Here is a 24,606-nt window from a genome sequence, read left to right as displayed (position 1 = left end):
CCACTAGTTTTAGAATAGGAAGATACAATGGCGGGAGGTAAGGAAACTCCACGGCAGAAGATGATTGGCATGATGTACCTGGTACTGACTGCGCTTCTGGCCCTACAAGTAAACTCCGCGATTCTGCTCAAGTTCAAGTTTTTGGACGACAGCTTGCTCGGAGTAAATGGAAAAACGGCGGTAGCCAACGAAGGTGCTGTAAAAGGCATTGAAGCCACGGTTGCTAAAAACCGGAACCAGGCACGTGACCTTGCCATTCTGAAGCAAAGCCAGGAAGTACGTGAGCGTACCTCCAAAATGGTGAGCTACCTGCGTGATATTCGGGAGAAGCTATTGGTTGCCACTGAGAACCAGGGCAAGAATGCTTTCAAGAATATGAGCATGGAGGATAAAGTTGCCATCACTATGATTGGCGGCAAAAAGAATGGTCTGGCCTACCCCCTGAAAGATGAGTTGAACAACTACGCTACTTACATCAAGCAGTTTGTACCAGAGGCTGGACCCTTGGCACTCGATGCTAATGAGGATAAGAACGTACTGGAGCCCAGCCAGAAGAGCAAAAACTTTGCTGAGCTGAACTTCGAAAACACTCCGATTGTCGCGGCCTTGGCCACTCTGTCGCAGAAAGAAACCGAAGTGCTGAAATACGAGTCGGATGCTTTGAACAAGCTGGCTTCGCAGGTAGGTGCTTCTACTATTGTATTTGATAAAGTGAGTGCCTTCGCCAGCGCTGAATCAAACACCGTAGCGGCCGGTACCAAGTACAAAGCCGAATTATTCTTGACGGCTTCCGCCAGCAACCTGCGCCCTACCATGACCCTGAATGGCTCACCCTTGTCGGTTGGTCCTGATGGTAAAGGTAAGGTAGAGTTCACGGCTCGCCCTGGTAACTTCGATGCTTCCGGTAACGCTAAGGCTTCCTGGACGGGTACGATCCGCTTCAATCAGAACGGCCGCGATACTACGTTCAAAGTAACCGTGCCTTACACGATTTCGAAGCCTGTAATGCAGATCCAGTCGGCTTCAGTGCAGGCACTGTACTTTAAGTGCGGTAACAAGCTGAGCGTACAGGTTCCTGCTTTGGGAGCTCAATACAAGCCAGGCTTCTCGGCTTCGGGTGCTTCGGTAATCCCAGGCTCGAAAACGGGTGAAGTAACGCTGGTGCCTAACTCACGGGAAGTAACCCTGAATGTAAGCAGCGGTGGCAACGCCATTGGCTCGCAAACCTTCCAGGTGCGTCCTATTCCTAAGCCGGAGATTAAATGTGTAGTAGGTGGCCGCGAAGCCAACGAAAAGCAAGGTACTCCGGTAACGGCAGTCCGGAACATGAGCCTGAAGGCTATTCCTGATGCTGGCTTCGCTACTTTCCTGCCGGAAGATGCCCGTTACCGAGTAACCCGTTACGAAGTTACGCTGGTACGTGGTAAGCGTCCTGCTATGCCAACCCGTACCATCAACGGCCCGGATGCCAACCTGACGGACGTGGTTAACACCGCCCGGGAAGGTGACCGTCTCTATATTGAGGTGAAACAGGTTCAGCGTATGAACTTCCAGGGTAACACTGAGGAAGTAAATGTGTCGAAGCAATTCAATATTCCGCTGCTATAAGCGTTACTCTGCTGAACTAAGTGCTGCGCTTTTTTGATTATCTGGTATGAACAAAATCCTTTCCTTCGCCGCCCTGGTGGCCGGTCTGACGCTGTCAGTGTCAGCTTCGGCTCAGGAACAAGCCACTACTGCGAGCAGCAACGGCTCGTACCGCCCGATTCCGAATTCGGACATCATGTTCCGGAAGACAATCTGGCGTGCTATTGACCTGCGCGAGAAGCAGAACAAGCCCATGTTCTCTCAGGGTAATGAGATTACCAAGGTGATTATGGATGCGGTGCGGCGCGGTGAGTTGCAGGCCTATCGTAACGACTCCCTGACGACGACCTTCACGCCCCAGGAAGTTTCTTCTAACGCTTCGTACGCAGAGGCCAGTGCTGGTCTGAGCGATGAAGAGAAAGCAGCTGGTTTTACCGATGCTGATGCTGGTTTTGGTGCCACTGACGATGCCTGGGGTGCCCCGGCTCCTAAGAAAGGCGCTAAAGGCAAAAAGGCAGTGAAAGCTGCTCCGAAGCCGGTTGCCCCTGCCAGCTACGAGTACCGCCCCAAGGACATCTATCAGATGGAATTGAAAGAGGATATGATCTTTGACAAGAAACGGTCACGGATGTATCACGACATCAAAACCATTACGCTGCTGGTTCCGTCCACGCTGGCTTCCAATACCTCCGGCATTGAAAAGCCAATAGGTACGTTCAAGTACAGCGACCTGGTGCGCGTATTCCGCAACAATCCGGACAAAGCCATCTGGTTTAACCCCCAGAACGATGCCCAGCACAAGAACCTGGCGGATGCATTCGAATTGTGGCTGTTCAACTCCTACATCGTGAAGGTATCTAACCCGAACGACTCCCGTCTGGACGACATCTACGGTGGTGCTCAGCAAGGCATTCTGGCCTCGCAGCAAGCTGCGTCAGACCTGATTGAGTACGAGTACAACCTGTGGAGCTTCTAAGCCTCAGCAGTAACTCTGATCATAAAAAAGCCCCGGCCAACTGGTCGGGGCTTTTTGTTTCCGGATAGGTCAGCGGTTAGCTTTCGGCGGGAGCGTCCTGCTGGGCAAAATAATTCAGCAGCACCCGGGCTTTGGCTTTGCCTACCTCGGCAATGAGCTCGGTTTCTGTCAGCTCTTTGATTTTCTTGACGGACTTGAACTTGGTGAGCAGCTTATCGGCCGTAATGGGGCCCAGACCTTTTACATCCGTCAGCTCGGTTTTAAGCGTGGCGGCGTCGCGGCGCGAGCGGTGGAAGGTGATGCCGAAGCGGTGGGCTTCGTCGCGCATGCGCTGAATAAGGCGTAGCGTTTCACTCTTCTTGTCGATGTATAGTGGAAGCGGGTCGTTGGGCACGTAGATTTCCTCCAGGCGCTTGGCAATGCCAATGATGGGTATCTGGCCCCAGAGGCCCAGGTCCTTCAGCGCCTTCACGCCCATGCCCAACTGGCCTTTACCGCCGTCCACAATGACCAACTGCGGCAGGCTGGCACCTTCATCAATCAGGCGCCGGTAGCGCCGGGTCACAATTTCATACATCGAGTCGAAGTCATTGGGGCCGACGACGGTTTTGATGTGAAAGTGCCGGTAGTCCTTTTTGCTGGGCTTGGAGTTACGGAAGCACACCATAGCGGCCACCGGGTTGTCGCCCTGAAAGTTGGAGTTGTCGAAGCACTCAATATGTTTGGGCAAGTCCTTGAGGCGCAGGTCTTTTTTCATGGTTTCCATGATGCGGACTTCGTTTACATCCTTGCTTCGGTCGTTCATGCTCTCCTTTTCCTTGCGGAGGTACATGACGTTTTTAATACTGAGCTCCAGTAACTTGCGCTTATCCCCAATCTGGGGCTGCGTAATAGTTACGCCGGGCAAAGGCAACTCGGGCAGCGCCACGTTGGTCAGAATTTCCTTCGATTGGCTCTCGAATTCCTCGCGCATCTGCATCACCATGGAAGCCAGAATCTCATCATCGGGCTCGTCCAGCTTCTTCTGCACTTCCAAAGACTGCGTGAGAATGATGCTGCCGTTCATCACCTTCAGGTAGTTGATGAAAGCCAGCTTCTCATTGGAGGCAATACTGAATACATCGATGTTCGAAAGCGAAGCATTGACGATGGTGCTCTTCGCCTGAAAATCATCCAGCCTATCGAGCTTCTGCTTAAACTGATGCGCCAGCTCATACTGCTGTTCCTGCGCTGCCTGGGTCATTTTCTCCCGGAAGTACTGCTTAGGGATGGTCAGGTTACCGTTCAGGATATTGCGGATTTGCTGGATGTACTGGTTGTACGTTTCCTCATCCTGCAGCCCCTCGCAGGGGCCTTTGCAGTTGCCTAAATGATATTCCAGGCACACCTTGAACTTACCGGCCTCTATGTTCTGCGGCGCCAGGTTGTAGGTGCAGGTACGCAATGGGTACAGTGCCCGGATCAGCTCCAGCAGCACGTTCATGGACGTCAGGTTGGCGTACGGGCCGTAGTAGCGGCCGTCGCCGGGGCGCTTGTTGCGGGTAGGAATCAGGCGCGGAAACCGCTCATTGGTGAGCAGCAGGTAGGGGTAGGTCTTGCCATCCTTCAGCAGGATGTTGTACTTGGGCTGATGCTGCTTGATAAGGTTGTTTTCCAGCAGAAACGCATCCGACTCCGAGTCAACGATAGTAAACTCAATGCGGCGGATGTTTTTGACCAGCTGAATGGTTTTCTTATTGTGGTCCTGCTTGGTGAAGTAGCTACTTACCCGCTTGCGCAGGTCAATGGCTTTGCCCACGTAAATGATTGTGTCCTCGTCGCCGAAGTACTTATAAACGCCGGGGCGGTGGGGCAGCTGGCGGATTTGCTCTTGAATTTCGGGCTTAGCGGCCATAAAATGGAAGAAGATGACTACTGCGGAATACTCCGATTCCGGCTTTTTGTTTGGCGGGGCGGGAAGGAGGCAGCCCGTAGTAAGAAAGCAAAAGTGGCAGATGTAGAACACCTGCCACTCCAGTTTTGCACCCGTAGGGAAGAAATTAGATGTCCTGATCGTTCAGATCCTGCAAGTCCGTCTGGTTCAGCTTCTGATCTGAAGGAATAGTGTCCCGCTGCCCACCGTAGTAGCGCGAGCAGTCTATTTCCACGCTCAGCGGTTGGGCCGGCGCGGGGAAGTCGGCGGTGCTGATGCCTATTTCCTTGTTATGGGCATACACCTGCTTCATAAACAGGCCATAAATAGGCAAGGCCAGGCGCGAGCCCTGCCCGTAGGCGCCCGTGCGGAAGTGAATACTGCGGTCCTCGCCGCCCACCCACATGCCGCACACCAGGTCAGGCGTCATACCCATAAACCAGCCATCGGAGTAGTTGGAGGTGGTACCGGTTTTGGCCGCAATCTGGTACGGAAACTTAAAGCCGCCGCGCAGAATGATGGAGGTGCCGCCTTGCTCTTCCACGGCGCCACGCATCATATACGTCATGAGGTAGGCCGTTTCCTCGCTCAGGGCCTCTTTGGTCTGAGGCACGAATTCGCGTAGCACATTGCCGTTCTTGTCTTCAATGCGGGTAACCATCATGGGCGCCGTCCATACGCCTTTGTTCACGAAGGTACTGTAGGCACCGCTCAGCTCGTAAATGCTTACATCGGAAGAACCAAAGCCTACGGAAGGTACGGCCTCAATGGGCGAGGTGATGCCCAAACGCTTGGCGTAGGCCACCACCGTTTCCGGCCCCAGTTTCTGCACCAGCCAGGCCGTAATGGAGTTCATGGAGCGGGCCAGAGCCTGCCGGAGCGTAAAGGTGCGCCCGCTGAATTTGCCTTCGAAGTTCTGGGGCGTATAGGCCTCCCGCCCCGCTACGGCGGGGAAGGTGGTGGCCACGTCGGGGCGCTGGTAGCAAGGCGAGTAGCCCTGGTCAATGGCAGCTACATACACGAAGGGCTTAAACGTGGAGCCCGGCTGGCGCTTGCCCTGCTTCACGTGGTCGTACTTGAAGTACTTGTAGTTGGTGCCGCCCACCCAGGCCTTAATCTGGCCGTTCAGCGGGTTCATGGCCATAAAGCCGGCGTGCAGGTAGCGCTTGTAGTAAGCCAGGGAGTCCATCGGCGACATGAGCACCTCTTTCTCGCCCTTCCAGGTAAACACCTTCATCTTGTACTTCTTATTCAGATAGTACTTAATAGAATCAGGCTGGCCTTCATAGCGGGCGGCCAACGACCGGTACCGCTCCGTGCGCTTGATGGCCGTGCTCAGGAAGTTGGGGATGAGCTTGCCGTTCTCATCGCGCCAGGGCTGCTGGCCTTTCCAATGGGCATCAAACCACTTTTGCTGCAGCTTCATGTGGTCGGCAATGGCCGTTTCCGCATATTTCTGCATGCGGGAATCAATGGTGGTATAGATTTTCAGGCCATCGGCGTACAGGTCGTGGTCGGTTTCCTTGGCCCATTCGCGCAGCATCTTGCTGACCTCCATGCGGAAGTAGGGCGCAATGCCCTCGTTTTGGTTTTCAACCTTATAATCGAGCTTAAGCGGCTTAGCTACTGCCGCCGTGTACATGTCCGGCGTGATGTACTTATACTTCTGCATCTGGCTCAGCACCCAGTTGCGCCGCTTTACGGAGCGCTCCGGGTTGCGCACCGGGTTAAACCAGGAAGGCCCGTTCACCAATCCCACCAGCAGCGCCGATTCTTCCAGTTTCAGATCCTGGGGGCGCTTATTAAAGAAGGTTTTAGCCGCCGTATGCACTCCAAAAGCATTGGAACCATACTCGGCTGTGTTTAAGTACATGCGCAGGATTTCCCGCTTGGTGTAGTTGCGCTCCAGCCGCACCGCCAAAATCCACTCTTTAGTTTTGGTGATGAGCATGCCGATACCCGGGGTTTCGTTCAGGCGGCCGTCGTTCAGGTCTTCGCGGGTGCGGAACAGCATTTTGGCCAGCTGTTGCGTGAGCGTACTGGAACCCCGCCGAATGCGGCCGGAGGCCACATAGTAGGGAATGGCCGCCATGCCTTTCAGGTCGATGCCTGAGTGTTTTTCGAAGCGTACGTCCTCGGTAGCAATTAGTGCATCAATCAGGTTCGGTGGCAAGTCGTCATAGTTGACCGGGGTGCGGTTTTCGCGGAAATACTTACCCATCAGCACGCCGTCGGCAGAATACACCTGCGAGGCCAGCTCACTCTTGGGGTTTTCCAGCGTGCGCAGATTAGGCATGCTGCCAAACAGATTCAGCAGGTTTACGCTAACCGCCCACACATATACAACGGTGCCCACCAGCCCCAATATGAGCAAGGCCCATAATGTGCGGGTAAAAGCGGCAAAGCGGCCGGAGCGAACCGGCTTTCGGGGAGCAATTTTAGGCTTGGCAGTAGAATAAGCCATTGGGGACATTTAAGAAGCAAAATCAAGGGCTGGTAGCACCATCGGACACCAGCACGCTGCCGCAAATTTACGGACGATATACTTGCTGGTAAAAACGGAGGTATTCTTCCACATCCTTGCGTTGGAGCAGCACGGGGATATTCTCAATACCTACAATCAGGGTTTGGTAACCCACGCCCCGCAGGCGGCCCAGCGGGCCCTGGGGGCCGCGCAGTTTCAGACCATAGCTTTGGGCCACTTTAGCCCCCGCCAGCGGCTGTACCACAATCAGTGACAAAGAATCATTCAAACTCTGAGGTTGCACCTGCAGGTTGCTGGCGCGATAAAAACGGTTGTTATAGGTACCGAGCTGGCCTGGCAGATCCTTCAGCAATGGGGAGTTCTTGCTCACTACTAGCACTACCGCATGCGCACCGTTGGTACCGGCCGCATAGGGCGACACCGGAGCCACGGGAGGCGCAGTGGCGGTGGTTGCCGGGGCCGGAGGAGTCTGGCCGGGAACAGCTGGCGCCGCCGGGGGCACACCAGCCCGCGTTGCCTTGGTAGAGTCAGGAGTAGAAACGGGTTTTGCCGATGGGGTAGCAGTAGTAGCCGGGGCTTTAGCATCAGGCGCCGCGGAAGTACCCGGAACTGGAGGCTTGGCAGAACCAGGTGTTACGCCGGGAGGCGGCGTTACCGGCGCGGGGTCATTATTGAAAATCCGCAGCTTATTGTCTACTTCGCCCGGCCGGAAATAGGAAAGGGAAGGCTTCTGGGCCGAAGCCAGCGCCCCGGGCAGCTGCCCCTGCTCGTAGCGGGTAAACGTTGCCAGCAGCTCTTTGGCATCGGGAGCCAGGGGGCTGTTGGGGTAGGTTTTGAGGAAGCGCTCTACCTGGGGCTTGGTAGTAGCCGGGGCCTGGGTGCGCAACGCCAGCAGCAAATCCATGTAAGCCAGTCGGTCACTGTAGTCACTCTCCGGGTATTTCTTGCGGGTGCGGGCCAGCACGGTCCCGGCCTTTTTAAACTCCTGCTTTTTATAGAAGGTGAAGGCAGAGTCCAGCTGTACGCTCACCCCGGAATTAGCCACCGACATCCGGCGCAGATACTCCGGGTCGGCTACCAAGCGGGCGTAGGAAGTGGTAGGATATTCCTGACGCAGGCGTTGGGCGTAGGTTTCCGCCTTAGGGTCCTGTTTGTCCCGGTAGAGCAGGTAGAGGCCGTAATACACCTCCGGCACGTGCCCGCTGCGCGGAAAGCGGCTAAGCAGTGTCTCGTAAGTAGTAATGGCGCGGTCGGGCTCTTTTAGCTGTTGGGAGTAGATAGCGCCCAGCGCAAATAAAGCCTCTTCAATCTGCTTGTTGGAGGCTGCCAACTGTTCCGGGCCAACAGGAATGTTCTTCTGGTATTCAGCCACGAGTGTCGTCAGCTGCGCGGCCGGATCTGCTTCTGCCGCCGTGTTGTTTACTACCGTAGCATCGGTCCCGGCTATCGATATAGGCACATCGCCCTGGTTGGTAACCGGGGAGGTGTTGGCCTGACTGCTGATGCGCCAGTTGTCCTGCAGCTGCCGGTTGCCCCAGCGGCGCACAAACTCAGACCGGGCCGTACTCATGGCCGTGGGGTTATCAAAATACCACTGGGCACCGGTGTTGCTGGCCGCAAAGGCCAGCGGGTCAATATCGGGGTTGCCACTACGCACATCACTGATGCCGGTGGCTGTCTGGCTTTGTTCAGCCCTTTTTTGTTGAGCGGCCAACCGCTCTTCCGCCTGCCGCCGTGTGGTTAGCTCCGCCTGAGCATAGGCCGTGAGGCGGGTTTGTAGCGTAGCGTTATCCAGGCGCGCCAGCATTTGCAGGCTGTCCTGGGTGGTAACGATGTTGAGCTGGTTGGCGAATTCCTTCAGAATGCTGGCGCGCTCGGCCAGGGCCGCGTAGTCCTGGGCTTCGCGGGGCAGCATCTGCATGGTGCTGTCATAATAGGCGGCCGCCAGGGAGTAGCGCTGCAGGTTATCGTAGTAAATGCGTCCGGCCAATAGGTAGGTATAGCCTTTCTGCGCCCGGTTGGGGCCGGCGGCTCTGGCTGATTTCTCCAGCAAGGCAATGGCTTCCGGATAATGCTGCTGGCGGTATTGCAGCCGTGCCATTTCGTAGTAGATCTTGTCGCGGTACTCGGCGTTCTTCCCGTCTTTCAGCAGCTTGGCAAAGTACTTATCCAGGCGGGCCTTGTCAGTGGTATTCAGGTCGGATACCTGGCCCAGCATCAGCTTGGAGTAGAAGTCCAGCTCATAGGGCGGGTTGCGCTTCAGAATCTGGTTAAGCTGGGCGTAGGCTTGCTTATCGTTGCCGGTGGCCTGGTAGAGCTGTGCCAGAATGTAGCGTGTGCGCGACCGTTCATCCTTCGGCTCTATATAAGGTATGGCCTTCTCCAGATTCTCAATGGCCAGGGGCTGGTTATCGGTCAGCAGATAATACTGTGCCCGGGTCAGGAACAGCTCCCGGGCATTCACCTCGGTGCCTTTTTCCTTATCCAGAATATCCGATACGGCGGCGGCGCTTTCGTATTCCTTGGTGGCCAGGAACGTGCGCATCAGCCAGATCAGTGCCTCGTGGCGGGCGTTGGGGTCTTTGCTGGTGGTGTTAACGTACTTAAATGTTTTGGCCGCGTCTTCAAACTCCCGCTTGTAGTAGCGGGCCTTGCCAATGAGGATGTAGCTGTCGTCGGTCCAGTCGCTGGCCGCGTGATGCTGAATGGGGATAGAGGCTTTCTTGATGATGTCCTCCATATCGGCCGCCAGGCGGGTGGCCGTAACAGAGTCCACTACCGGCAGCAGCGGCAGGATGCGGTTGTAATCGTTGTTGCGCGTTTTGTAGAGGCTGGCCTCGGTAGCGCGGATCTTTTCCCGGCCCAGGAAGTAGCCGTTGTCACGGGCCGCTATATTCTGATAGGTGCGCCCTACCACCGAGGTCCGCTCGCCGGAGGAGCAAGCCTGCAGGCAGGCCAGCAGCAAGGCCAGCGCCAGTGGGGCAGAGAAAAGACGTAAAGGCAAATAATTTGTCAAAACGGCGGGATAGGCAGTAGGCAAAAGAAAAACGCGTTCCGGCGGCCAATTCGTTCGGCAGCGCGCGGGAGGTATCTTGCACAACGCAGCACTTCGGGTAAAATTACGGGAAATTCCCGGCCACGGCTGTTTGTTCTGCTACGTATAAGGTAGGAGCCCAACCGGCAGGAGGCAAAAACAATTTTCTCACCCTCTACTCCCGCATCCAATGGCCGATCAACTCCCCTCAGAACCCCCCAAGCCGGCATCGGATAAGATGCGTACCATTGGCAGGTATTCCGGTATGGGTATTCAAATGCTGGCCACTATTGGCCTGAGCACCTGGCTGGGCGTATGGCTGGACGGCCGTTTCGGGAGCGGACCTTGGGGAACGGTGGTGCTCACCCTGCTGGGAGTGTTTCTGGCCATGTACCAGGTTATCCGTTCCGTGTCGGAGAAATAGGGGAGAAGTGGACTTGTTATAGCCGGGAGGTACCAGACTGTGGCGCTAGGTGCTACCTTTGCGCCTCACTTGTGAACACCACCCCGCTTTGCTTCGATTTTTCCGCAACCTTCTGCTGCTGATTCTGCTACTCTACGGCACGGCTTATTTGCTGAATGCCCGCTACGGCACGCAGGTTATTCATCCGCTGGCCGGCTACATTCTGGGCTACTTTGCGGTGCTCACCGCCATTATCTATTGGGTAACGGCCCGGCTGGTAAAAGCCAGTCCCGATAATTTTATGTCTGCCTATTTCGGCTCCATGGTGCTGCGTATGCTGCTTTCCATGGGCATTGTGCTGGTGTATCTATATAAAGGAGGCGCACATGAGGGTATGGGTACGTATACCTTCCTGGGCGCCTTCTTTATTGGGTATTTTCTCTTTACGGGGTTTGAAGTCTGGAGCGTTCTGACTAACTTGCGCCCGTTTTCAAAACCGGGGGAGTCCACCGTTTAAGTACCTCCCGAATCCCACCCTAAGGTCTTCTGAATGAAGCGCTTACTGATAGCCCTCTTCTGCATTCTTACGCTTCCTGTTTTTGCCCAAGAGCAAACGGCCTCCGTCCACGAGGCTACCAAAGAAGAAGGCTTCAATGCCGGCGAGATGATTCTTCATCACGTAGGCGACTCGCACGAGTGGCATTTCTTTGGCGAAGCAAATGAAGGCCCGCACTTCACGCTGCCTTTACCCGTCATTGCTTACCGCGCGGGCCACGGCCTGTCGGTTTTCTCTTCGCATCACCTGTACCCCGAGGGTACCGTGCATGATGGCCTGAAGCTGGAGCACGAGCAACTGGAGTCGGTAGATGGCACCGCGGTGCACGACTTCTCCATCACCAAGAACGTGGCTTCTATGCTGCTGAGCGTGGCTTTGCTGCTGTTCGTATTCTTCTCCGTAGCTGCCGGCTACCGCAAGAACCATGGCCAGGCTCCCCGCGGCATGCAGTCGTTCTTTGAGCCCGTTATTGTATTTGTACGTGACGAGGTAGCCAAGAAGGCCATTGGCCCGAAGTACGAGAAGTACCTGCCTTACCTGCTCACCATCTTCTTCTTCATCTGGTTCAATAACCTGATGGGCCTGCTGCCGGGCGCTGCCAACCTTACCGGCAACCTGGCCGTTACCTTCCTGTTCGCCTTTATTACGCTGCTCATCACCACGTTCAGCTCTAATAAATACTACTGGTCGCACATTTTCTGGACGCCCGGTGTTCCGCTGTGGCTGCGCCCGATCATGATTCCGGTGGAATTGATTGGTGTTATCTCGAAGCCCTTCTCCCTGATGGTTCGACTGTTTGCCAACATCACGGCCGGTCACATCATCATCCTGAGCTTTATTTCCCTGATTTTTATCTTCAATACCATTGGCATTGCGCCGCTATCCATTGCTTTCGGCCTGTTTATTAACGTGCTCGAGCTGCTGGTGGCTGTTCTGCAAGCCTACATCTTCACCCTGCTAACAGCCATGTACATCGGTGGCGCCGTGGAAGAACACCACGACCACGATTACGGCATTGGCGGTGATGATGCCGATGCGCCGGCAGTAGTTGGCGGCCACGGTCACTAAGCACCAAATTCCCCCTTATTTTTCTTTGTTTTTTCTCACACATTCCTCAAAATCTTTGTCTTATGCTGCTCTCTCTGTTGCTGCAGGTTGTTAATGCTGTTGGTCTGGCTGTAATGGGTGCCGGTATCGGTGCCGGTCTGGCTATTCTGGGTGCTGGTCTGGGTATCGGCCGCATCGGTGGCTCGGCCATGGAAGCCATCGGCCGTCAGCCGGAAGCCTCCGGCAAAATCCAGACTGCTATGCTGATCGTAGCCGCTCTGGTAGAAGGTGCTGCTCTGTTCGCAGTAGTAGTTTGCCTGCTGATTGCCCTGAAGCTTCAGTAGAGAACCTGCAAAACCCGATACACCGGCCGGGCTAGTTTCTAGTCCGGCCGGTTCGTCGGGTTTGCGTTTTCTTTGGGTTGTGGCGGCCGGATTTTCCGGTAATTCAACCCCTGGAGTTCACGGCCGATTATTCACCGATTTAGCTGAGCATCCATGCTTACCAACCCTAGTATTGGCCTGCTGTTTTGGCAGCTGGTCATCTTCCTGATCCTTCTCTTCCTGCTCACCAAATTCGCCTGGAAGCCTATCCTCAGCTCGCTGAAGGAGCGGGAAAACTCCATCGAAGGTGCTCTGCGCATGGCCGACCAGGCCAAGCTGGAAATGCAGCTGCTGAAAGCCGGCAACGAAAAGCTGCTGGCCGAAGCGCGCCTGGAGCGCGACAACATTCTGAAGGAGGCATCAGCCATTGCTACCCAGCAAATTGAAGATGCCAAAACCAAAGCTTCGGAAGAAGGCCAACGCCTGATTTTGCAAGCCCGCGAAGCCATTCAGAATGAGAAGAATGCTGCTCTGGCCGAAGTGAAAAACACGGCTGCGCAACTCTCCATTGATATTGCGGAGCGCATTCTGCGCCGCGAGCTGACGGATGCCTCGGCACAAACCCAGCTGGTGGACGCGTACCTGAAGGAAGTAAAACTGAACTAAGAAGTCAGGAGCTAGAAGATAGGTGCTGATAACTGGTCACTCAGCCAACAGCTCCCACCTCCTAACTCCCAGCTCCTAACTCCTAATTAGTATGTCTGAACAACGAGTTGCCTCCCGTTACGCTAAGTCGCTGCTAGATCTGGCAGAGGAGCGGGGCACGCTGGCCCAGGTGAAAGAGGATATGGATCTGTTCAGCAAAACGCTGGATGAGAACCGTGACCTGCGCCTGTTGCTGCGTAACCCCATCGTCAAGCACGACAAGAAGCTCGCTATTCTGCGGGCCATATTTGGGGGCAAGGTGTCGGAACTGACTGAGAAGTTCCTCACCATCGTTACCCAGAAAAACCGCGAAAGCGCACTGGAATTTATTGGCTCCGAGTTTCGCAGCCAGTACAATCTGCTGCGTGGTGTGCAGGTAGCCGAGGTGATTACGGCCACCCCGCTCACGCCCGCGCTGCGCGCTGAAGTGGAACAGCTGGTTCGCCAGCAAGCCGGCCTCCAGCAGGTCGAACTCACCGAGAAAATCGATGCCTCGCTCATTGGCGGCTTTGTGCTGCGCGTGGGCGACCGGCAGATCGACGACTCGGTACGTCACCGCCTGCGCAAGCTGCGCAGCGAATTCTCTAAGAACCCCTACCAACCCCAACTATAACCCACCATGGCAGAAGTACGTCCGGATGAAGTATCCGCCATTCTGCGGGAGCAGCTGTCCAACTTCAAAACCGAAGCCGAACTCGAAGAGGTTGGTACGGTACTGCAGGTTGGCGACGGTGTAGCCCGCATCTACGGCCTGGGCAAAGCCCAGTCGGGGGAATTGCTCGAGTTTGAAAACGGCCTGCAGGCTCTGGTTCTCAACCTGGAAGAAGACAACGTAGGTGCCGTAATGCTCGGTGACTACAGCGGAATCCGGGAAGGAGCCACCGTGCGGCGCACGAATAAGATTGCCTCTATTCAGGTAGGCGAAGGTATCGTAGGCCGCGTGGTAAACACGCTGGGCCTGCCTATCGACGGCCGCGGCCCCATCCAGGGCCAGACTTACGATATGCCCTTGGAGCGCAAAGCGCCCGGCGTTATCTTCCGTCAGCCGGTAAACGAGCCCATGCAGACGGGTATCAAGGCTATTGACGCCATGATTCCGATTGGCCGTGGCCAGCGCGAGCTGATCATCGGTGACCGTCAGACGGGTAAGTCGACGGTAGCCCTGGATACCATCCTGAACCAGCGCGAGTTCTACGACCGCGGCGAGCCGGTATTCTGCATCTACGTTGCCGTAGGTCAGAAAGCCTCTACGGTAGCCCAGATCGTAAACTCACTGCAGCGCGGTGGCGCCATGGATTACACCGTGGTAGTTTCGGCCTCGGCGGCTGATCCGGCTCCTATGCAGTTCTTTGCGCCCTTCACGGGTGCCGCCATTGGCGAGTACTTCCGCGACACGGGTCGTCCGGCGCTGGTGGTGTACGATGACTTGTCGAAGCAGGCAGTTGCTTACCGTGAGGTGTCGTTGCTGCTGCGTCGTCCTCCCGGACGTGAAGCTTATCCCGGCGACGTTTTCTATCTGCACAGCCGCCTGTTGGAGCGCGCTGCGAAGATCAACGCTTCGGACGAAATTGCCCGTGGCATGAACGACCTGCCCGACAGCATCAAGCACCTTGTAAAAGGTGGTGGTTCGCTGACGGCTCTGCCCATCATTGAGACCCAGGCTGGTGACGTTTCGGCGTATATCCCCACGAACGTAATTTCGATTACGGACGGTCAGATCTTCCTCGAAACCAACCTGTTCAACGCTGGTATCCGCCCCGCTATCAACGTAGGTATCTCGGTATCCCGCGTAGGTGGTAACGCGCAGATTAAGTCGATGAAGAAGGTGGCTGGTACGCTGAAGCTCGACCAGGCGCAGTTCCGCGAGCTGGAAGCCTTTGCCAAGTTCGGCTCCGACCTCGATGCCTCGACCAAACTCACCATTGAGCGTGGCCGTCGTAACCTCGAAATTCTGAAGCAGCCCCAGTTCTCGCCCCAGCGGGTAGAAGATCAGGTGGCCGTTATCTATGCCGCTACCAACGGCCTGCTCGACTTAGTACCAGTAAACAAGGTGCGCGAGTTTGAGAAGGAGTTTGTACAGGTGATGACCTCGCGCCACCCAGAGGCTCTGCAAGGGCTGAAGGCTGGTAAGCTGGACGATTCCATCACCGGTGCTATCCGTCAGGTTGCCAAAGACCTGTCGGCGGTATACGCCAATAAGTAATCAGTACTCAGAAGTCAGTTGCCGGCAGCCGGTTCGTTCCGCGAGCCAAGGCCCACCGGCAACTGACACCTGATAACTGGCAAACCATCATCTATGGCTAGCTTAAAAGAAGTCCGTAACCGAATTCAGTCAGTGAGCAGCACGCAGCAAATCACCAAAGCCATGAAAATGGTGGCGGCGGCTAAGCTACGTCGCGCCCAGGATAACATCCTGCGCATGCGTCCTTACGCCCAGCGGCTGAACAGCATCCTGAGCAACCTCACGGGGCTGGCCGGTGGCGAAATTGTAAGCGAGTATGCAGTGCAACGCGAGGTGCGCCGCGTGCTGGTTATTGCGGTTACCTCTGACCGCGGCCTGGCAGGTGCTTTCAACAGCAATGTCTTTAAAGGCGTGAATGCCCTGGTGCAGGAGCGTTATGCCGCGCAGGCAGCAGCTGGCAACATCACCGTTCTGGCCATCGGCAAGAAAGCCCACGACTACTTCGGGAAGCGTGGTCCTCTGCTGGGCGACTACAACCACGTGTTCACCAAGCTGTCGTTCGACACGGTGCGCGTGGCGGCTGAGCAGGCCATGGAAGGTTTCCGCACGGGCCAGTTCGATGAAGTAGTAATGGTCTACAACGAGTTCAAAAACGTAGCTACGCAAATTGTACGCACCCAGCAGCTGTTGCCGCTGGTGCCCGCCGAACTGCCCCAGGGCACTACGGAAACGATGAACGTAGATTACATCTTTGAGCCTTCGAAAGAAGAAATCATTCAGACGCTGATTCCTCAGTCGTTGAAAGTACAGCTGTACAAAGCCGTACTGGAAAGCAACGCCTCGGAGCACGGCGCCCGTATGACGGCCATGGACAAAGCCACCGACAACGCCGGTGAACTGCTGAAACAGCTCAAGCTGACTTACAACCGCACGCGTCAGGCGGCCATCACTACCGAGATTCTAGAAATCGTAGGTGGTGCCGAAGCCTTGGCTGCCAGCCGGTAAGGTTCCTGCATTTTACGAATTGAAAAGGCCCGTTTCCAGCTGGAAACGGGCCTTTTTCTTGTAGCGCGAAGCTCCGGCTTCGCGGACGAGCAGAGCGAGTAGCAGGCGTATGCACTACGTGCAGGAACTCGCTGCGCTCGTGCGCGAAGCCGGAGCTTCGCGCTACAGCTTCATGTACTGCCGTTTGGCTAGCTGCGCATCGGGTTTGGGCGAGTCGGGTTGCTTGGTCAGGAGCTGGAGAACCTGGGCAGGGGTGATTTCAGTGAAGTCCTTGATAACCGCGAGCGGGGCTTGAAATTCAGTTGGCTTCAGGGTGGTGGCTACCCCAATGCACCGCATACCGGCCTTGTAAGCGGCCTGCTCGCCCAGAATAGCGTCTTCAAACACAATGCAGCGCTCCGGCGGGATGCCTAGCTTGCGGGCCGTTACGGTGTAGGTATCGGCGTGGGGTTTGCCGTTCTCCACATCATCTTTCCCGATAATAACATCAAAAAAGCGGCGCAGGTCGAGGTGGTCGATGATATAGTGGATGGTTTCTGTAGCGGAGCCGGTGCCCAGGCCTATTTTGAAGCCGGCAGCCCGAGCTTTTTCCAGAAAGGAAACCAGGCCGGGCAGCGGTTTGCGCTTGTTCCAGTACAAAGTGCGGTACAGGAACTCACGCTGCGAGGCGTATTCTTCCAGCTGCTTTTTGGGGACGGGAGTATTGAAGACGGTTTCGAGAATTTTACTGGCGGGCATGCCGTTCAGGCGCCGCAGCAGGCGGCGGGCGTTGGTGGTCAGGCCCAGGTCCCGGAACAAGAGCTGAAAAGCCCGGGCCTGGGTAGTCGTATTGTCAATGAGCACCCCATCCATATCGAAGATGAGGGCATAGGTAGCAGAGTCGGGCATGGAGAAATCAACGGAGGTAACAAAGAAATAACCGGTAGTGCCTACGCAAGCCGGCCCGATTTAGCTGCCAGCAGTGGAACTCCACGGAGGAGCGGTTATCTTTGCAGCCGCTTTAGGAAGTTTCCTGAAAGCCGATGCGGTGCTTAATAGTCTTTCCATTTGAAAAAGAGCCTGTTGTGGCTGGTAGCTGCCCTAGTGTGGCTGCCCGCAGTTGCCCAGAAGAAAAGTAATGCGCTAACCCTGGAGCGGCCGAAACTGGTAGTAGGCATTGTGGTAGACCAGATGCGGTACGATTACCTGTACCGGTACTGGAACAAGTATGGCAACGGCGGCTTTAAGCGCCTGCTCAGCCAGGGCTTCAGCTACGAAAACACGCACTATAACTACGTGCCTACCTACACGGGGCCCGGCCACGCCAGCATTTATACCGGCACTACGCCCTCGGTGCACGGCATTGTGGGCAACAACTGGTACGTGCGGGAAGAAGGCCGCGGCACGTATGTCACGGAAGATAAATCGGTGAAGTCGGTGGGTGGCTCAGCGGCCGCCGGGCAGCAGTCGCCGCACTACATGCTTACCAGCACCATTACCGATGAGCTGCGCCTGGCAACCAACTTCCAGAGCAAAGTCATTGGCGTGTGCATTAAGGACCGCGGCTCCATTCTGCCCGCCGGCCACGCGGCCAATGCGGCTTACTGGTACGATGGCGCAAATGGCGCTTTCATCAGCAGCTCCTATTACCAGAACACGCTGCCGGGCTGGGTGGCCAGCTTCAATAGCCAGCAGAAAGCGGCCCAGTACCTGAGCAAGCCCTGGGAAACGCTGCTGCCCATTGCGCAGTACACGGAAAGCTCTGCCGATGACGTGCCGTGGGAATCGGCGTACAAGGGCGAAGCCAGGCCGGTGTTTCCGCACGATTTGCCCCAGCTAAGCGCCGGAGCGCCGCCCGCGGTGAAAGACGCCCTCCAGGCGGAAGGCGAGAAAGCGCCGGTGGCCACGCCCCAGAACCTAGACCTGATTCGCGCCACGCCCTTTGGCAACTCCCTGACGCTGGACTTCGCCCTGGAAGCCCTGCGCAATGAGCAGCTGGGCCAGCGCGACGTCACCGATTTTCTGGCCCTGAGCTTTTCCAGCACTGATTACATGGGTCATCAGTTTGGTCCGAACTCTATCGAAGTAGAGGATACCTACCTGCGCCTCGACCAGGACCTGGAGCGCCTGCTGCGCTACCTGGACGATAATGTAGGTAAAGGCCAAGTTTTGGTGTTCCTCTCCGCCGACCATGGCGGCGCCCACGCCCCCGATTTCCTGCTGGATAAAGGCATTCCGGCCGGCAACGTGGGCTCGGCGCTGATGCGTGACTCTTTGCAGCGTGAGCTGGTGCGCCGGCACGGCGCTGGCAAGTGGGTGCTGAGCTTCGAAAATCAGCAGGTGTACCTGAACCGCCTCCTGCTGGCCCAGAAGCAGCTGGATCTGGCGAAGGTGCAGCGCGAAGCAGCCGAAGTGATGCTGGGCATGACGGGCGTGGTGCGCACCTATACCGCGCCGGACTTTCAGCAGTCGCACTGGGAAACAGGAATACCTATGTACCTGGAAAACGGCTTTTTCCCCAAACGCAGCGGCGATGTATCGGTGGTGCTGGCCCCGGGCTGGCTGGAATCGTATACTTACCCCATCAACAAAGGCGCTACGCACGGCTCATCGGGTACATATGATACGCACGTACCGCTACTTTTTTGGGGCTGGCACGTAAAGCACGGCGAGTCCAACTCAGCAGCACGTATTATCGACATTGCCCCCACAGTGGCGCGGTGGCTGCACATTCAGGAGCCCAATGGCTGCACCGGGGAACCGCTGCAGGAAGTGCTGGGCCGATAAAACAGGAGCAGGCCAGCGGTGTTTGTCAGGTAGCTTGCTGTCAAGTAGTAATAAACAGTTTCTTTTCATACAGCTGCCCCCTTGGCGGGGGCGGCTAACGGCACACAAAAATGACTCATTTTAATCCTTGGCACGACGTAGCCCTCGGTGATGACGCCCCACGAGTTGTGAACGGCATTATTGAAATTCCGAAAGGCTCGAAAGGCAAATACGAACTGGATAAAGACAGCGGCTTGCTCAAACTGGACCGGGTTCTGTTCTCCGCCGTGCACTATCCGGCGGCTTATGGCTTTATTCCCCGCACCTACTGCGACGATAAAGACCCCCTGGACATTCTGGTGCTTTGCTCGGTAGATATTGTGCCCATGTGCCTGGTAGATGCCAAAGTAATTGGAGTGATGCAGATGATTGACGGCGACGAGGAAGACGATAAAATCATTGCCGTGGCCGCCAACGATGTATCGGTAAACCACTACAACGATATTGCCGACCTGCCCCCGCACACCCTGCTGGAAATGCAGCGCTTCTTCGAGGACTACAAAGCCCTGGAGCATAAGCTCGTAAGCGTAGAGCGTTTCATGGGTCGCGAAGAAGCATACCAGATTGTGGAGAAGAGCATCCAGCTCTACAACGAAACCTTCCCCGAGCAGCATGCCCGGCAGTCGGCCAGCCTGCAGTCGTAAATCTGGTTTCTGCTGCCTAGCAGTGGTTTATAAAAACACCTTGTTGCTTCCTTACCCGGAGCGGCAAGGTGTTTTTTATGGCGGCATACGTTGGGCCCTACTTTTTTAGTGCGGTTACGTAAGGGGCGGTTATGCGCAAAAATCCTCCCTCATCACCGTTCCGGCGGTTTCTTTATGAAAATGGCCTGCTCCTGGTAGGTGGGTTTCTCGTGCTACTGACTATGGTGGGCCAGAGCATCACGGGTTGGTATGAGTACAACGACGAGCTCAAAGACATGGGCATCGTCTTCCTTTCCTTTGCGCAATATCTCACCTCAGGCCATTTTATAGAAGCCACGTTTGAGAACTGGGAAAGTGAGTTTCTGCAGATGGCCCTGTATGTACTCCTGACCATTGGTCTACGGCAGAAAGGTTCTTCGGAGTCCAAGAAGCTTTACGAAGAAGAAGAGGTAGACCGAAAGCCCAACCCCAGCCGCAAGGGTGCTCCGTGGCCCGTACGCAAGGGCGGCCTGTGGCTGTTGCTGTATAAAAACTCCCTGAGCGTTGCTTTTACACTGCTGTTTTTTGCCAGCGTGTGGCTGCACGCCAGAGGCGGAGCCGAGGTATACAATATTGAGCAGATGCATAAGCAGGAGCCCATAGTTACGATGTGGGGCTACATGGCTACTTCCCGGTTCTGGTTTGAGTCCTTCCAGAACTGGCAGAGCGAGTTCCTGTCCATTGTTTCTATTGTGGGGCTGTCTATTTTCCTGCGGCAGCAGGGCTCCCCGGAATCCAAGCCGGTAGATGCCCCCAACGACGAAACCGGCGAGTAACCGCCGGAAAGCAGCCGGGCAACGTATCTTTACGAAGCACTCCTGCAGTGCCATCCACCCTCTGCTTTATCAGCTATGCGCCCTTCTTTCCCTACCGCCCCGGCTGGCATTGCGGCGCAACTGGTAGGCTGGCTGCGGGGGCTGTTGGATGCCATTCTGTATAGCAGTCTGCTGGTGGCTGCTGCGGCCACCAGCCTCACGGCTGCCACTTTTCTGTTCTGGCAGCAACCCATGCCGCCGCGGCTGGCCCTGCTTATTTTCACTGCCACGCTGTTCCTGTACAACCTCGACAGCATATTACCCTACAAATACACGCAGCCGGCGCTGCTCTCGGCGCGCAAGCGCTGGATGCTGCGCCACCGCCGCGCGCTGCTGGGAGTGGCCGTAATAAGCCTGCTGGTAGCGGGCTGGGTTTTCCTGTTTGATGGCTGGCTGCACCTGACGCCGTTTCTGGGGCACCTAGCCATTATATCGGTGCTGTACTCTTTGCCGGTGCTGCGCCGCCAGGGCCAGCGGCGCAGCCTGCGCGACGTGCCCTTGCTAAAAGGGTTTCTGATTGCCTATGTATGGTCGGCGGTAACGGTCTGGATGCCGGCGCTGCAGCTCCACCAGCCGCTGTTTTCGCCGGTGGTGCTGGTGCTGTTTGCCCGCCGCTTCTTCTTTATCCTGGCGCTTACCTTCGTCTTCGATATCCGGGACTATACCAAGGACCGGCTGAGCGGTACCCATACCTTTCCCGGGCTTTTTGGCGTGCGTGCGGCCAAGCTGCTGGCGCTGGGTGCCCTGGCGCTGGCTACGGTGCTGATTCCGCCGGGGGCCACCACGCTGCACATATGGGTGCTCACGCTGCCGCTCCTGTTAACCGCCGCCATCATCTGGCAGGCCAATGAGTCGCGCTCCGACTATTATTTTGCTTTGCTGGCCGATGGGGTGATGCTGCTCCAGTTCCTGGCCGTGTACTGGGCCGCCCGCTAAGGCTATAAGGCTTTTGGGGGCGTCAGCTCCCGCAGCGCCGGGCCCAGCTGCACCACCAGGTCGCTGGCCGTGAGGCCCATTTCCCCGGTCTGGAGCGCGGCCAGGTCGCCGGCGCGGCCATGGGCATACACACCTACCAAGCAGGCATCCAGCGGAGCCAGCCCCTGAGCGCGCAACGCCGTGAGAACCCCGGTCAGCACGTCGCCGCTGCCCCCGGTGGCCATGCCGGGGTTGCCGGTGCTGTTGAAGTACAGCTCGCCGGTAGGCGTGCCGGTGCAGGTATAGGCGCCTTTCAGCACGGTAAAGCAGCGGTATTGCTGGCAAAAGGAGCGGAGCAGATCCAGCCGATGGTAATCGTGCCGGGCTGGTTCTGTCAGCCGCTCAAACTCTTTGGGGTGGGGCGTCAGGATAGAGTCGGGGGGAAGCAGATCCAGCAGGGGGCGGTTGGTGGCCATTAGATTCAGTGCGTCGGCATCCAGCACCAGCGGCACCTGACTGGTGCAGAGCAGGTCCTCCAGCAAGGCGCGGGTATCATCATGCTGCCCCACCCCCGGGCCCATACCAATTGCAGAATAGGACTTAAGCTCCGGCAGGTCACAAAGGTGATTGGGTTGCGAGTCGGTTAGCGCCATAGCCTCGGGCACGGCGGTTTGCAGAATAGAGTACCCCGCCGCCGGCAGGCTGACTGTCAGCAGCCCTACGCCACTATGCAGGCAAGCCCGGGAAGCCAGCACCCCGGCGCCCATTTTGCTATAGCTGCCCACCAGCAGCAAGGCATGGCCATAGGTGCCTTTATGCCCGAACGTTTGCCGGTGTGGTAAACGGTTCATCAACATTATTTCATCCACAAAGTAGTTATCCACAGGTAAATTGTGGATAACTTCAGCGGCCAGCCCAATGGGAAGAATGTGCCATTCCCCCACATACAGGGCATTTTGGGGCAGTAGAAAAGCCAGTTTCGGCAACTCAAAGCTAATGGTATGGGTGGCGTGTACTACCGTGCTACCCATTGGCTGGGGCGCATCCAGTAGTAGCCCGGAAGGCACATCAACGGACACCACCGTAACCCCGGCCTGGTTGAGGTGCTGAACGACGGTGGCGGCTGTTCCTTCCAGCGGCCGGGTTAAGCCCGTGCCAAACAGGGCATCAACGGCCACTGCGGTAGCAGGAAGTGTGGGCAGTTGTTCAGGGTTGATTTCCTGGCAAGGAATGTCAGCGGGCAGGCGCTGGCGGTTCAGGGTAAAATCAGCGGAATGCTGGCTGGCGGGCAGGAGCCACACGCTTATGGGGTAGCCGGCCTCGTGCAGCAGGCGGCCGGCTGCCAGCCCGTCGCCGCCGTTATTGCCGGGGCCGCAGAAAACGTGAATTTCCCGGGCTGGCGTTTGCAGGGGCAGGCGCTGCATCAGCCACCTAGCCAACGCCGTAGCCGCCCGCTCCATCAGATCTTCGGAACGAATGCCTTCGGCCTGAATCGTGGCCTGATCGGCCTGGCGGGTTTGGGAGGCGGAGAGAAGTTTCATAGCTGAAATCTACGTACGGCAGGCAAACGGACAAGTCTGAAAACTTCAGGTACGTTTTGGGCGTTTGTCCGGTAAGTATTATTTGTCCTCTGAATTTCAATCCTTCTGATATGCAAACCTGGAATGACGTCATCCGGCTGGCCAACCAAGGCAGCCCGGCCCCCGATAAACGCGTAGAAAAAACCGACGAAGAGTGGAAAGCCCAACTTACGCCGGAGCAGTATTACATTACCCGCCAGCACGGCACCGAGCGCGCCTTTGCCGGCGAGTACTGCGAGGCCCACGAAGCCGGCCTCTACGCCTGCGTGTGCTGCGGCACCCCGCTCTACGACTCCCGCACCAAGTTTGAGTCGGGCACCGGCTGGCCCAGCTTTACGCAGCCGGTCAAGGAAAATGCCCTCAAATACAAGAAAGACACCAGCTACGGCATGACGCGCGTAGAGGTGCTCTGCAATACCTGTGACGCTCATCAGGGCCACGTTTTCCCGGATGGTCCCCCGCCCGGCGGCCTGCGCCTGTGCATTAACTCGGCGGCTATTAAGCTGGTGAACGAAGGCGCGCCGGTGCAATAGATAGCCGTGCGCGTACATACAAAGCCCCTTTATGCCGTACAGGCTTATAGGGGCTTTTTTGTGGGTGGGCTTGCCGGAAATTATGTCGATTTTCGCACCACTACCCTGGGCCCGATGTTTCGCTAAAGGCCTGTCCCATTTTAAACTCCCACCCATGTCCTTATTATTCACTGATTTTGCCTCCTGGCAGGCGCACTGCGCCGCCACCAGCGAGCCGCTATACCAGCCCGTTCTCACCTACGAAATAGAGCAGAAAGGCCGTACCGAAGAAGAAATCTGGGCAGGGCTGCAGCGCGCCTATGACGTGATGCGCGACGCCGTGCACACCGGCCTGACCGGCGACATGACCTCCCGCTCGGGCATGATCAACAACGGCGCGAAGAAAATAGCCGCTTCGCCCATTACGGTGCTTTCCCCGGAGTTTAAAAACCTCATCATTCGGGCATTGGGCGCCAAGGAAGTGAATTCCTGCATGGGCCGCGTAGTGGCGGCCCCCACAGCCGGGGCTTCCGGTATTCTGCCCGGCGTGCTGGTCACGCTGCAGGATTTGCATAAGCTTGATGACCGGCAGATTCTGGAAGGCTTGCTGGTAGCCGCCGGCATTGCCCTTATTATTGAGCAGAACGCCTCCCTGGCCGGGGCCGTAGGCGGCTGCCAGGCCGAAACCGGCTCGGCAGCGGCTATGGGCAGCGGGGCCATTGTCTACTGCCTGGGAGGCAGCGTGGAGTACACCTTTGCCGCTGTGGCCATTACCATTCAGTGTATGCTGGGCCTGGTCTGTGACCCGGTAGCGGGCCTGGTAGAAGTGCCCTGCGTGGTGCGCAATGCCTCCGCCGCGGCCATTGCCTTCTCCTCCGCCCAAATTGCCATTGCCGGCGTAGACCCCGTTATTCCGGTGGATCAGTGCGTGGCCGCCCTGGGCGAGGTGGGCCAGAGCATGGAAACCCGCTACAAGGAAACCGCCCTCGGCGGACTGGCCAATACCACCCGGGGCCGCGAAATTGAGAAGATGGTGCTGGTGCAGGATGTCAATATTCTGCCCGACGAGGATACTGAATAA

Annotated in this window: 21 protein-coding genes; 16 read left to right on the top strand and 5 right to left on the bottom strand. The window is 56.8% G+C overall.

Translation table 11 applies throughout. From position 1 onward, the window contains the following. Nucleotides 1-27: 27 nt before the first annotated feature. Nucleotides 28-1,608 (top strand): type IX secretion system motor protein PorM/GldM, encoded by a 1,581-nt coding sequence (gene porM / locus AM218_RS12815; protein ID WP_054414229.1) that lies wholly within the window; start codon nucleotides 28-30, stop codon nucleotides 1,606-1,608. Between the two features lie 46 nt (nucleotides 1,609-1,654). Further along, nucleotides 1,655-2,563, top strand: coding sequence for a type IX secretion system ring subunit PorN/GldN (gene porN / locus AM218_RS12810; protein ID WP_054414227.1), 909 nt, complete (start codon nucleotides 1,655-1,657; stop codon nucleotides 2,561-2,563). Nucleotides 2,564-2,639: 76 nt separating this feature from the next. On the opposite strand, the gene uvrC is transcribed toward porN, so the two are convergent. The 3 genes from uvrC to porW form a co-directional block, all read right to left on the bottom strand. Continuing rightward, nucleotides 2,640-4,457: an excinuclease ABC subunit UvrC gene (gene uvrC / locus AM218_RS12805; protein WP_054414225.1), complete on the bottom strand. Its 1,818-nt coding sequence runs from the start codon at nucleotides 4,455-4,457 to the stop codon at nucleotides 2,640-2,642. A gap of 145 nt (nucleotides 4,458-4,602) precedes the next feature. Further along, a complete protein-coding gene (locus AM218_RS12800) occupies nucleotides 4,603-6,939 on the bottom strand; it encodes a penicillin-binding protein 1A (RefSeq protein WP_082318223.1) in 2,337 nt (778 codons plus the stop codon). A 67-nt stretch (nucleotides 6,940-7,006) separates the two neighbouring features. After that, on the bottom strand, nucleotides 7,007-9,964 hold the full coding sequence (gene porW / locus AM218_RS12795; protein WP_071843784.1) for a type IX secretion system periplasmic lipoprotein PorW/SprE: 2,958 nt from the start codon (nucleotides 9,962-9,964) through the stop codon (nucleotides 7,007-7,009). A gap of 220 nt (nucleotides 9,965-10,184) precedes the next feature. On the opposite strand from porW, the gene AM218_RS12790 reads away from it, so the two are divergent. From AM218_RS12790 to atpG, 8 genes are all read left to right on the top strand, one after another. Further along, on the top strand, nucleotides 10,185-10,418 hold the full coding sequence (locus AM218_RS12790; protein ID WP_071843783.1) for an AtpZ/AtpI family protein: 234 nt from the start codon (nucleotides 10,185-10,187) through the stop codon (nucleotides 10,416-10,418). An 88-nt stretch (nucleotides 10,419-10,506) separates the two neighbouring features. After that, nucleotides 10,507-10,914 (top strand): hypothetical protein, encoded by a 408-nt coding sequence (locus AM218_RS12785; protein WP_054414221.1) that lies wholly within the window; start codon nucleotides 10,507-10,509, stop codon nucleotides 10,912-10,914. A 33-nt stretch (nucleotides 10,915-10,947) separates the two neighbouring features. After that, nucleotides 10,948-12,021 carry a F0F1 ATP synthase subunit A gene (gene atpB, locus AM218_RS12780; RefSeq protein WP_054414220.1) on the top strand — a complete coding sequence of 358 codons (1,074 nt, stop codon included), beginning with the start codon at nucleotides 10,948-10,950 and terminating at the stop codon, nucleotides 12,019-12,021. Nucleotides 12,022-12,083: 62 nt separating this feature from the next. Next, on the top strand, nucleotides 12,084-12,344 hold the full coding sequence (atpE, locus tag AM218_RS12775) for an ATP synthase F0 subunit C (protein ID WP_044511419.1): 261 nt from the start codon (nucleotides 12,084-12,086) through the stop codon (nucleotides 12,342-12,344). A gap of 153 nt (nucleotides 12,345-12,497) precedes the next feature. Further along, complete coding sequence (locus AM218_RS12770) at nucleotides 12,498-12,989, top strand: F0F1 ATP synthase subunit B (protein ID WP_054414218.1); 492 nt, start codon at nucleotides 12,498-12,500, stop codon at nucleotides 12,987-12,989. A gap of 91 nt (nucleotides 12,990-13,080) precedes the next feature. After that, nucleotides 13,081-13,641 (top strand): ATP synthase F1 subunit delta, encoded by a 561-nt coding sequence (gene atpH, locus AM218_RS12765; RefSeq protein WP_054414216.1) that lies wholly within the window; start codon nucleotides 13,081-13,083, stop codon nucleotides 13,639-13,641. Nucleotides 13,642-13,647: 6 nt separating this feature from the next. Further along, nucleotides 13,648-15,231, top strand: a complete 1,584-nt coding sequence (gene atpA / locus AM218_RS12760; protein ID WP_054414214.1) for a F0F1 ATP synthase subunit alpha — start codon at nucleotides 13,648-13,650, stop codon at nucleotides 15,229-15,231. Nucleotides 15,232-15,324: 93 nt separating this feature from the next. Beyond that, complete coding sequence (gene atpG, locus AM218_RS12755; RefSeq protein ID WP_054414213.1) at nucleotides 15,325-16,215, top strand: ATP synthase F1 subunit gamma; 891 nt, start codon at nucleotides 15,325-15,327, stop codon at nucleotides 16,213-16,215. 162 nt (nucleotides 16,216-16,377) lie between these two features. Here the strand turns inward: atpG and AM218_RS12750 are convergent, their stop codons facing one another. Beyond that, the gene (locus AM218_RS12750) at nucleotides 16,378-17,103 is read right to left on the bottom strand and encodes an HAD family hydrolase (protein ID WP_054414211.1); all 726 of its coding nucleotides are present in this window, start codon (nucleotides 17,101-17,103) and stop codon (nucleotides 16,378-16,380) included. A gap of 159 nt (nucleotides 17,104-17,262) precedes the next feature. Between AM218_RS12750 and pafA the strand changes: the two genes are divergently transcribed. The 4 genes from pafA to AM218_RS12730 all read left to right on the top strand — a co-directional run bounded on the left by pafA (nucleotide 17,263) and on the right by AM218_RS12730 (nucleotide 21,454). Continuing rightward, the gene (gene pafA / locus AM218_RS12745) at nucleotides 17,263-18,981 is read left to right on the top strand and encodes an alkaline phosphatase PafA (protein ID WP_054414209.1); all 1,719 of its coding nucleotides are present in this window, start codon (nucleotides 17,263-17,265) and stop codon (nucleotides 18,979-18,981) included. 110 nt (nucleotides 18,982-19,091) lie between these two features. Beyond that, on the top strand, nucleotides 19,092-19,664 hold the full coding sequence (locus tag AM218_RS12740) for an inorganic diphosphatase (RefSeq protein WP_054414208.1): 573 nt from the start codon (nucleotides 19,092-19,094) through the stop codon (nucleotides 19,662-19,664). A gap of 131 nt (nucleotides 19,665-19,795) precedes the next feature. After that, nucleotides 19,796-20,479: a DUF6766 family protein gene (locus AM218_RS12735; RefSeq protein WP_054414207.1), complete on the top strand. Its 684-nt coding sequence runs from the start codon at nucleotides 19,796-19,798 to the stop codon at nucleotides 20,477-20,479. A gap of 75 nt (nucleotides 20,480-20,554) precedes the next feature. Continuing rightward, on the top strand, nucleotides 20,555-21,454 hold the full coding sequence (locus tag AM218_RS12730) for a UbiA prenyltransferase family protein (protein ID WP_054414205.1): 900 nt from the start codon (nucleotides 20,555-20,557) through the stop codon (nucleotides 21,452-21,454). Between the two features lie 2 nt (nucleotides 21,455-21,456). Here AM218_RS12730 and AM218_RS12725 read toward each other — a convergent pair whose 3' ends face one another. Then, entirely contained in the window at nucleotides 21,457-22,974 is a 1,518-nt protein-coding gene (locus tag AM218_RS12725; RefSeq protein ID WP_054414203.1) for a bifunctional ADP-dependent NAD(P)H-hydrate dehydratase/NAD(P)H-hydrate epimerase, read from the bottom strand. Between the two features lie 110 nt (nucleotides 22,975-23,084). On the opposite strand from AM218_RS12725, the gene msrB reads away from it, so the two are divergent. Then, entirely contained in the window at nucleotides 23,085-23,546 is a 462-nt protein-coding gene (msrB, locus tag AM218_RS12720) for a peptide-methionine (R)-S-oxide reductase MsrB (RefSeq protein ID WP_054414201.1), read from the top strand. 154 nt (nucleotides 23,547-23,700) lie between these two features. Continuing rightward, a complete protein-coding gene (gene sdaAA, locus AM218_RS12715; RefSeq protein ID WP_054414200.1) occupies nucleotides 23,701-24,606 on the top strand; it encodes an L-serine ammonia-lyase, iron-sulfur-dependent, subunit alpha in 906 nt (301 codons plus the stop codon).

Origin of the sequence: Hymenobacter sp. DG25A (assembly GCF_001280305.1) — a bacterium.
In the GTDB taxonomy this organism is placed as follows: domain Bacteria; phylum Bacteroidota; class Bacteroidia; order Cytophagales; family Hymenobacteraceae; genus Hymenobacter.
The sequence above is the reverse complement of the archived record's forward strand: the minus strand, read 5'-3'. Positions and strand labels throughout refer to the sequence as shown.